Genomic DNA, 7,509 nt, shown 5'->3' with positions numbered 1-7,509 from the left:
TTATTGAGATAAACTCTCATTAAGCTGGCGATCGCTGACTAGAGTGTGACACTTCATAGTTCTTAGTAATCGCTAAAAGTCTTACCATACAAGGGCTAGAGCAACTTTTGATTTCAACGACTAGGGTGCGGAATGTGGGATAATGAGATCGAGGAAAAAAAAGAAGAAAGTCCCCTCAAAATTATCAGAGAAGAAGATATTCAATTAGTTTGTTACGAATGGTTTAAACCGGAATAAAGATAGAGCGATAATGAGGAAATTGCGGTCTGACTATTTGAGAGGATCACAAAATTAGAGAAACCCGATGAAAATCTATCAACCTGTTCAATATCGGTTATGAAAGCCAAATTTGTTTTAAACTCGCTCAAATCGGATCGAAGGGAATTAGACGTGAATCTTCTCCTCGTTTCTGGGATTGGCTTGGGAATCACTAGCCATTTCCGCTCTGCTATTTCCGCTTAGAAATGCTCTATTCTATGGAATTTAACGATGAAGGAACCGAAAATAGCGGCGAACTGGTCTCTATCGGTGGGAAGCTTCCCCTATTGCGAGAATTGCGAACCTCACAACTGTTAGATTTTTTTGTTGCCTTGAGTGCTAACAAGGAAAAAAATCTCAGGAAGCGAATAAATCAATGGCTTTATCCTAAAACCAGGCCGGGGTTCTACATGGAGATCAAGCCGAACCTGCATCTCGCCTACGCCGATCAGAGGGATGGTCACGGCACTCAACACTGGTGGCGGTTGTTTTTCGATCAGGATTGGCAGGAAAGGATCGAGCAAATCGTTAGGGGAGGCGCTCTCGTCGTCGGTCGGAGCAACAATGGAACAACCGAGTGGGGCGGGATGTACTTCCGATCGCCCGTGGAAGTAAAAATCGCTGAAGCTTTGGATAGAAGGGGTTTGTTATTTTTCGGCAATGCGAGGGGGCGGATAGGTGGTCAGGGTTCTCCACTATCGGCATCTACCTTAACGGGAAGACTAGAGATAGATTTCTTAGTCTTTCATAAAGGGAAGTGCATCAGCTTGGAAATCGATGGTAAACACCATCAAGAAAATGGCCAGACCCATCGCGACTACATAAGAGACCGGTTGCTTTTGCGAGAAGGAATCGCCACCGCAAGGTTTACAGCCCAAGAATGTATGGAGTCCCCCGACACGGCGATCGAGGAGTTCTTGAATCTGTTTTAACAGCTTCCATATAGAGTAGGTTAAAAATGCAACAACCATCGAGTCCGGCATGGCCAGTAAACGATCGCTTTTTAGAACTTCGTTGTCGCTGGTTGACCCTGATCGGGGAACACCTGCAAGACGATCGAGGACGGTCATTAGAGTATTGGCGGGTTGAAAAAGCTGATTCCGTCATCGTTCTGCCCGTTCAAAACTCGATGATACTGCTGCCCGCTCCCAGTTATCGCCCCGGACTGGGACAAACAACCCTCGATTTCCCCGGCGGTCGGATTTCCGAGGGGCAAGACCATCACGAGGCGGCGTTGATGACTCTAAAACGAGAATTAGGAATTGAAGCGACGGCAGTGACCCGATTAACTCCCCTAAATAGCGAGGGTTGGGCAGTCAATAGCTCCTTTTCCAATCAGAAACTCTACGGTTTTACTGCCGATATCGACGGCGGCTTATCTACCAGCGAACTATTGACCTATCCCGCTAATTCAATCGGAGTCAGCGATTTGTTGAAGTCCCTCTCCTGCTTACAATGCCGCGCCGTCCTGCTGGAATGGTGGTTAAAACAAATCGAAGGATAGTTAGTACAAACTTATCCCCTAGTAAAAGTTAAATACGGTGGCGGGAACGATCAAGGGATTCGATCGCTCTAACGGATCGACACTAGAGATAGAACGTGATGCCGTTTTGTCCTCTTATTACCGGACTAAAATAACGACAACTGACCGATAGACACGGAACCGAGCCGGAACTTGTGGCGCTCAAGGTGACAGGCGCTACAGAGGGCGATCAGATTTTCGGGGCGATTATCCTCTGGTTGTCGGTTGTGGTGGTGTACGGCCAGTTTGCGGATCGAGCGTTCGGAAATGGTCAGGTCGCTGACATCTTCCCCCGGTCGCAAACACTGCATCCCGCAGCACTGACATTTCCAGCCGGCTTTTTCCTTGACCCTAGCGGCAATTTCCCCCCAATTATCGGGATAACGGTTTTTTCCCATCATAACTATCTTAGCGATCGCTACTGTCTATCCTAACAGAAACGACGGCATTTGTCGGTAGCTAGAGTTTCCCGAACGGTTGCCCGTAGAACTCCCACATCTCCTTGTTGAAAGGAGGTCGCCACTTAAAAATAAGCTCCCGTTCCCACTGCTGTAGTATCTTTTTTTGGGGTGGAACATGATACCAAAAGGAAGCATTAACGGCCACATCGAGATCGTAGCGGCGGTGTAACTCGATATAGCTAAGAACGTAATCCTTACAATCGTGGGAACCCAACCAACGCCGGCGGGCGCTCAACTTCGTCTCTCCGACATACAGTACGATGTTACTAACATGGTCGATCTGGAAATAGAGGCAGCCTTGATTGGAATCGTCGGGGGGTTCGATGTCGGGACGGCGATAGAAGTCCGAGGGGTGACGCGGTAAAGAAAAAGGATCGATCTCATCGGCAGTGTGCCATGTGGTCTGCGGTAGATCGAATAAAGTCGGTTGCTCGATCGCCGTCTTTCCCTCTCTCACCTGTCGTTGATAGTCTGCAATCCTCTCCTTCCAAGCGAATAGGAAATCCTCGCTCATCTGGGTGGCTTTCTCCCTTCGATCGTCGCCGCCCGCAACGAATAAACTTAAAGGTATTTGACTTGATGAGAGCGAATTAGCCATATTGTCTGACATATTTTCCGTTTCCTTACCGTTAGACTCAGAGGTGTTAGAACAGTCTCCGTGGTTAATCTTCCAGTTCGATCGCATATTGTTCGATCCAATCAGTCAATCTGGCGAAACCCTCCTCATAGGTTTCGAGAGCGCCCGCAAGACCGAGAAAGAAACTGACCGTTTCCGCTTCACTGGCGTTCAAGCGATAGCCGTTCTTTCGCAAAAAAATTGAAACGGTAGCCAGAGCTATACGTTTATTACCATCGCAGAAGCAATGATTTTTGATAAAACCGTAGCCATAGACCGCCGCTAACTTAAAAATCGATGATTCGGGTTCGTACTGGAAAAAGAATTTTGGCTTATTGACAGTTGACTCCAACAGAGTTAGGTTCAAAACTCCCTGAGTCCCCCCAGTTCGAGCGATTAAAGTTTCCTGAATCACCTGAACCGCATCGCTCGATAACCATTTCGGTTCCTCGATCATTATTTGGCGAGTTCCTTGAAGGCGTTGCGGTACTGAGAGTAAGTATCTTCAAAAGCTTTCATGGTTTCTTCAAAATCGGGATCAAAGCCAGAAATTCTGTATCCATCTGGCGATTCCGTGATATAAATCTGATCTCCTTCCTCTAAGTTTAGTCGGGATAAAACCTCTTTCGGTAAGATCACACCTATGGAATTGCCAATTTTTCGGAGCGTTAGACTTGTCATAACCTATGACCTTCCGTAATTATGTTATGACAAATGTTATAACATAACTAACTGCCCAAAGAATTATTTTTAAAAAAAGACTTCCGAGTGACTGGCGGCATTATACTAGACGATAGTGCGGTATTGTCGAGTAGAACAGAAGTATCGTGAAAGTTAACGGTAACGGACAAGCCAAAATCCTCTCTCAAGTCGAACTAGATCGTCTGTTCGCTGGGTTCGATAACGATCGGGATAGATGTCTGTTTGGCATCTGTTTCCATACCGGCTGCAGGATATCGGAGGCATTGCAACTGACCGTCAACGATGTGGGAACGACGATCACCTTCAGGAAGTCCACCACCAAAGGCAAGAAGGGAACTCGTTCTATCCCCGTCAATCCGGTTCTGCGGAAAATCCTCGACCTTTACCTGCAAGAATTTCAACCCGATAGTTACCTTTTTCCTTCCTTCCACAACGCTAGAGAAAAAGGACACCTGCATAGATCGAGTGCCGACCTGATCCTAAGAAACGCTTGCGAACGGGCGGGACTAAAAGGAGTCTCGACCCACAGCTTCCGTAGGTCGGCTTTGACCATGATGAGTAACCGGGGTGTGCCGCTCCGGGTAATCCAAAAAATCAGCGGTCACAGTAGTCTGGAAGTTCTACAAAGATACCTAGAGGTCAGCGATGAGCAGATCGGGGCTGCCGTTGGCCTATTAGTCTAAGGAGTTGACCCGCTTCCCGTTGATTCAATAGTTAGAGTTGACCGAAAATTAAGATGAGCAAAATTCCTGATTGCGATCGTTGTCTGCTATATACCCATCAAATCTACTTCGTCTGTGCCGTCCATCCCGAAGGGCTAGAAACAGAAAAGTGTCCCGATTTCCGCCCCGACCCGGAAGCGATCGAGGACAAAGAACTGTGGTCGCCAGTCGGGTATTCGTGGTACGGTGACGAATTGATACCGGATCGACTCTGCCGTTACACGCGAGAAGAACAGGAGAAAATATTAGACACTCATCCCTTCTTTACGGGTGTTTGTCCCGATTGCCAACATATCTTTACCAGCAGTCCCACCCCGCGAGATATTTGGCAATGCCCAGAATGCGGCGGTTGGGAATCTGATTGACATTATGCGATTACTGCTACTATGCCGTCTTTAACTATTTCCTTAAACATTTTGAAGTTAACAAATCTAGATAACCAATTAGACTTAGACATGGTTATTCTTCAGCAGTCAACCCATACAAATTAGCAACCTTATCATCAATATAAAATTGAATTAAGTTACAATCTGTCATATTCTTCTGGCTCTCTATCTGAAACTTTAGCTAATGCTTGTTGAAACTTCTCCCAACTTCCCTGTTGTGCTTTTTCTTCTAGATAATCTTTAGTCATCCAAGAGGATATTTGGGCAGATAAAGCCATTGTTACCAGTTGCTCTACTGGTATGTTTTGTTTATTGGCTAAGGTTTCAATTTGTTGATATAAAACATCTGGAATGTTTGTGCTTAGTTTCATGGTTTTATTTCTCCTAGTAATCGTAAAAATTGTTTGGGTGTTAAAATAAAAATGCCGAATTTTTCAATGGGTTTTAGGTCTCTTTGATTGTAACTGATTATAAAATTAGCTTGACATTTGAAAGCTAAGTCTATCAGAAAGTCATCATTTTTGTCTTTGGCTAATGGTCGCCAAATATAAAAGATTTCGTGATGGTTGGCTAGATGGCAAATTCCATTAATAATGTTATCTATGTCTTCATTGTTTAAATCTATTTGTTGTTGTTCTCTTTTTAGTATTTCTTCGTACTCAAAAACTAGGGTGGCAGATACATTGATTTGAAAGTGTTGGTCATTGAGTATGGTTAAGAGTTTATAGGATGCTCCTTTATTAGAGAGCAATCCGGCTAAGATTACGTTAGTATCAATGACTATTTGATAAGGAGTTTCTGTCATAATTAATCCCCCCTAATAGTCTTCATTTCCTCAGCAGTCAACCCATACAAATTAGCAACCCTATCATCTATCTCTGGTTCGGAATCGGTATGCCCCGTATCTTTGCTGGCTACAGAGAAAAACGCCGTCACCAACAGCCATTTCCATTGGAGTTCAATCGGGTAAAGTACCCGGTGCGATTTGTACTGTGCGGGTATAGACAGAACCGCCCTCCACATACTTGAAATCGATCTGAACATCATTAATGGTTTTTCCCTCTGGCAAATCAATCGTGTCGCCCTGAGCCGTCACACAATCGGTAGTATCAAAACCGTTGATCGCACATAATCGAATGGCTGTGGCCGGATGATCGTACCACTTACGGGTTCCCCAAAACTTGTTCATTACATTGGTGGCATGACGTACCTTGACTCTCTGATTGTTGATCAAAGTAACTACTACCCACTCCTCCCGATCGAGATCACCAGGAGAAAAAATGCTTTGCTGACCAATGTTGCCGGTAGGGGCATCCCTCAAACGCAGTTTATAGACTTTCTCCCCGATAAAAGCGGAATTGACGGTCGATCGGCCATTGCCAGAAGAATTAGTAGGAGAACGCTGGTTTTGTTCTCTAATCCAACGATCGCACTCCTCTTGAGAAAACCCGTAAGACTCCCGGTTCCGACACAAAGCTTCATAATCCGTCTGATTTTGAGCGTTGGCTGGCATAGACATTAGACAAACAATAGAACCCGAAACAATCAGGGAAAGCGACTTCATACAAAAACAGCAACTTTATTAACTAATATTACCTTAGCTAACATCTGAAAATTTTCCAGTTATCTGGTTATCTGGTTTTTTGGTTGCTGTTAATCTGGTTTACCAAATCGATCGCTAAGGGCTGCCATGATCACCGCAGTCATGGTCGTTCCCTGCCGTTTGGCCTCCGCCGCCCAATGTTGCCGAAGGGATTTGGGAACTTTGACACAAAGGTTTACTTCTGGCTCATTCTGGTTTTCTGGTAAGTTGGTATTCTGGTTTTTTGGTAAACCAGTATTTTGGTTTTCTGGTAAACCAGTATTCTGACTTTCCTCTAAACCGGTATTCTGGTTTTCTGGTTCCCTGGCTTTCTTAATTAAATCGCCGTATCTGCCCGCCGTCATAAAACCTCTAATATGGCTAAAATTTCCTCTCCCAAAGCTTTGTAATCCTTCCATGCCGCTCTTAACCTAGCATCATCGAGATTGCGAATGGGAACACCCGCTAAAGCGGCTTTTTGATAGCCGACGGTTCTGCGAATCATCGACTTGAAAACAGGGATACTGCCCTCGATTAATTCCTGACGTAGTATTTCACCTTCCCGATTTGGGGGCGGCGGTACGATCGTGATCAGGGCGCGGTAATTAGCGTCTCCCAAATCTTTAGCCGTTTCCAACATCGGCTGCAGACTGAGAACATCGGGGGCGGTGGGCAAGATCAGGAGTTCGCAACCCTTGGCTAACTCTTTGAGATCGTCGGAATGGGGACGGGCGGGAGTGTCGATGATAACGAAGTCCGCCCCGCCGATAATCTTCATCGCCTGCCGCTCATCGGCAACGGTGAAGGGAAGCTCCCCCCTCTCCGCCCAACCCAGAGCGGTGCGGTTCGGGTCGCCATCAACTAATACCGTCCGACCTCGATCGCTGAAATAGGTGGCGATATGCACGGCGGTGGTGCTTTTACCCACGCCGCCTTTGTAACCAGTAACGGTAATAATTTTCATCTGGTTTTCTGGTTTTTTGGTTTTCTGTTTTTCATCGAAAAAATGGGTCTGAAACCCCGCCCTTTAGCGATAGCGGAGGGCGGCTTTATACAAGTTAGTGAGAAACAATTAAACCGTTAGAACGACGAATTAACTGAATCTTGCTAACAGCTATTTGTCCCAATCGTTGACCATTGGTATCGCTTACAGATAGCTGTTTTTCGGTATCTCCACTAACATAACCAATTCCTTTGGGAGAAGAAACTAAATCTCCTTTACGGAACCCATGTCTTGTGGTAGAGCCACCATATTTACGT

13 protein-coding genes and 1 pseudogene are annotated in these 7,509 nt (G+C 45.7%); 4 read left to right on the top strand and 10 right to left on the bottom strand.

What is annotated here, in order from left to right; translation table 11 throughout:
- The first annotated feature begins 476 nt into the window (after positions 1-476).
- Positions 477-1,190 (top strand): DUF559 domain-containing protein, encoded by a 714-nt coding sequence (locus tag O9295_RS09665; protein ID WP_288032819.1) that lies wholly within the window; start codon positions 477-479, stop codon positions 1,188-1,190.
- Between the two features lie 26 nt (positions 1,191-1,216).
- Entirely contained in the window at positions 1,217-1,762 is a 546-nt protein-coding gene (locus O9295_RS09660; RefSeq protein WP_288032818.1) for an NUDIX hydrolase, read from the top strand.
- A 125-nt stretch (positions 1,763-1,887) separates the two neighbouring features.
- On the opposite strand, the gene O9295_RS09655 is transcribed toward O9295_RS09660, so the two are convergent.
- Genes O9295_RS09655 through O9295_RS09640 form a run of 4 tightly spaced genes read right to left on the bottom strand, consistent with a single transcriptional unit; the run spans position 1,888 to position 3,538 of the window.
- Positions 1,888-2,181: an HNH endonuclease signature motif containing protein gene (locus O9295_RS09655; protein WP_288032817.1), complete on the bottom strand. Its 294-nt coding sequence runs from the start codon at positions 2,179-2,181 to the stop codon at positions 1,888-1,890.
- Between the two features lie 58 nt (positions 2,182-2,239).
- Positions 2,240-2,926 carry a GIY-YIG nuclease family protein gene (locus O9295_RS09650; RefSeq protein ID WP_288032816.1) on the bottom strand — a complete coding sequence of 229 codons (687 nt, stop codon included), beginning with the start codon at positions 2,924-2,926 and terminating at the stop codon, positions 2,240-2,242.
- On the bottom strand, positions 2,904-3,314 hold the full coding sequence (locus O9295_RS09645; protein ID WP_288032815.1) for a type II toxin-antitoxin system death-on-curing family toxin: 411 nt from the start codon (positions 3,312-3,314) through the stop codon (positions 2,904-2,906). Before O9295_RS09645 ends, O9295_RS09650 begins: the two co-directional genes overlap by 23 nt.
- On the bottom strand, positions 3,314-3,538 hold the full coding sequence (locus tag O9295_RS09640; RefSeq protein ID WP_288032813.1) for an AbrB/MazE/SpoVT family DNA-binding domain-containing protein: 225 nt from the start codon (positions 3,536-3,538) through the stop codon (positions 3,314-3,316). The genes O9295_RS09645 and O9295_RS09640 overlap by 1 nt, the downstream gene beginning before the upstream one ends.
- Positions 3,539-3,684: 146 nt before the next feature.
- Between O9295_RS09640 and O9295_RS09635 the strand changes: the two genes are divergently transcribed.
- Together O9295_RS09635 and O9295_RS09630 are read left to right on the top strand one after the other, a co-directional pair.
- Positions 3,685-4,242: a tyrosine-type recombinase/integrase gene (locus O9295_RS09635; protein ID WP_288032812.1), complete on the top strand. Its 558-nt coding sequence runs from the start codon at positions 3,685-3,687 to the stop codon at positions 4,240-4,242.
- Positions 4,243-4,295: 53 nt separating this feature from the next.
- A complete protein-coding gene (locus O9295_RS09630) occupies positions 4,296-4,646 on the top strand; it encodes a hypothetical protein (protein WP_288032810.1) in 351 nt (116 codons plus the stop codon).
- 158 nt (positions 4,647-4,804) lie between these two features.
- Here the strand turns inward: O9295_RS09630 and O9295_RS09625 are convergent, their stop codons facing one another.
- The 6 genes and pseudogenes from O9295_RS09625 to O9295_RS09600 all read right to left on the bottom strand — a co-directional run.
- Positions 4,805-5,038: a hypothetical protein gene (locus tag O9295_RS09625; protein ID WP_045356648.1), complete on the bottom strand. Its 234-nt coding sequence runs from the start codon at positions 5,036-5,038 to the stop codon at positions 4,805-4,807.
- Positions 5,035-5,472 (bottom strand): putative toxin-antitoxin system toxin component, PIN family, encoded by a 438-nt coding sequence (locus O9295_RS09620; RefSeq protein ID WP_288032809.1) that lies wholly within the window; start codon positions 5,470-5,472, stop codon positions 5,035-5,037. The genes O9295_RS09625 and O9295_RS09620 overlap by 4 nt, the downstream gene beginning before the upstream one ends.
- A 153-nt stretch (positions 5,473-5,625) precedes the next feature.
- Entirely contained in the window at positions 5,626-6,180 is a 555-nt protein-coding gene (locus O9295_RS09615) for a hypothetical protein (RefSeq protein ID WP_288032808.1), read from the bottom strand.
- 140 nt (positions 6,181-6,320) lie between these two features.
- Positions 6,321-6,614, bottom strand: coding sequence for a hypothetical protein (locus O9295_RS09610; protein ID WP_288032806.1), 294 nt, complete (start codon positions 6,612-6,614; stop codon positions 6,321-6,323).
- Complete coding sequence (locus O9295_RS09605; RefSeq protein ID WP_159249870.1) at positions 6,611-7,213, bottom strand: nucleotide-binding protein; 603 nt, start codon at positions 7,211-7,213, stop codon at positions 6,611-6,613. The genes O9295_RS09610 and O9295_RS09605 overlap by 4 nt, the downstream gene beginning before the upstream one ends.
- Before the next feature lie 94 nt (positions 7,214-7,307).
- Positions 7,308-7,509 (bottom strand): annotated as a pseudogene (locus O9295_RS09600) (hypothetical protein); the annotation flags it as partial.

Source organism: Microcystis sp. LE18-22.4A, assembly GCF_027531105.1.
GTDB classification, from domain to species: Bacteria; Cyanobacteriota; Cyanobacteriia; order Cyanobacteriales; family Microcystaceae; genus Microcystis; species Microcystis aeruginosa.
Note: the sequence above shows the minus strand (reverse complement) of the source record. Positions and strands in the feature narration are given on the sequence as shown.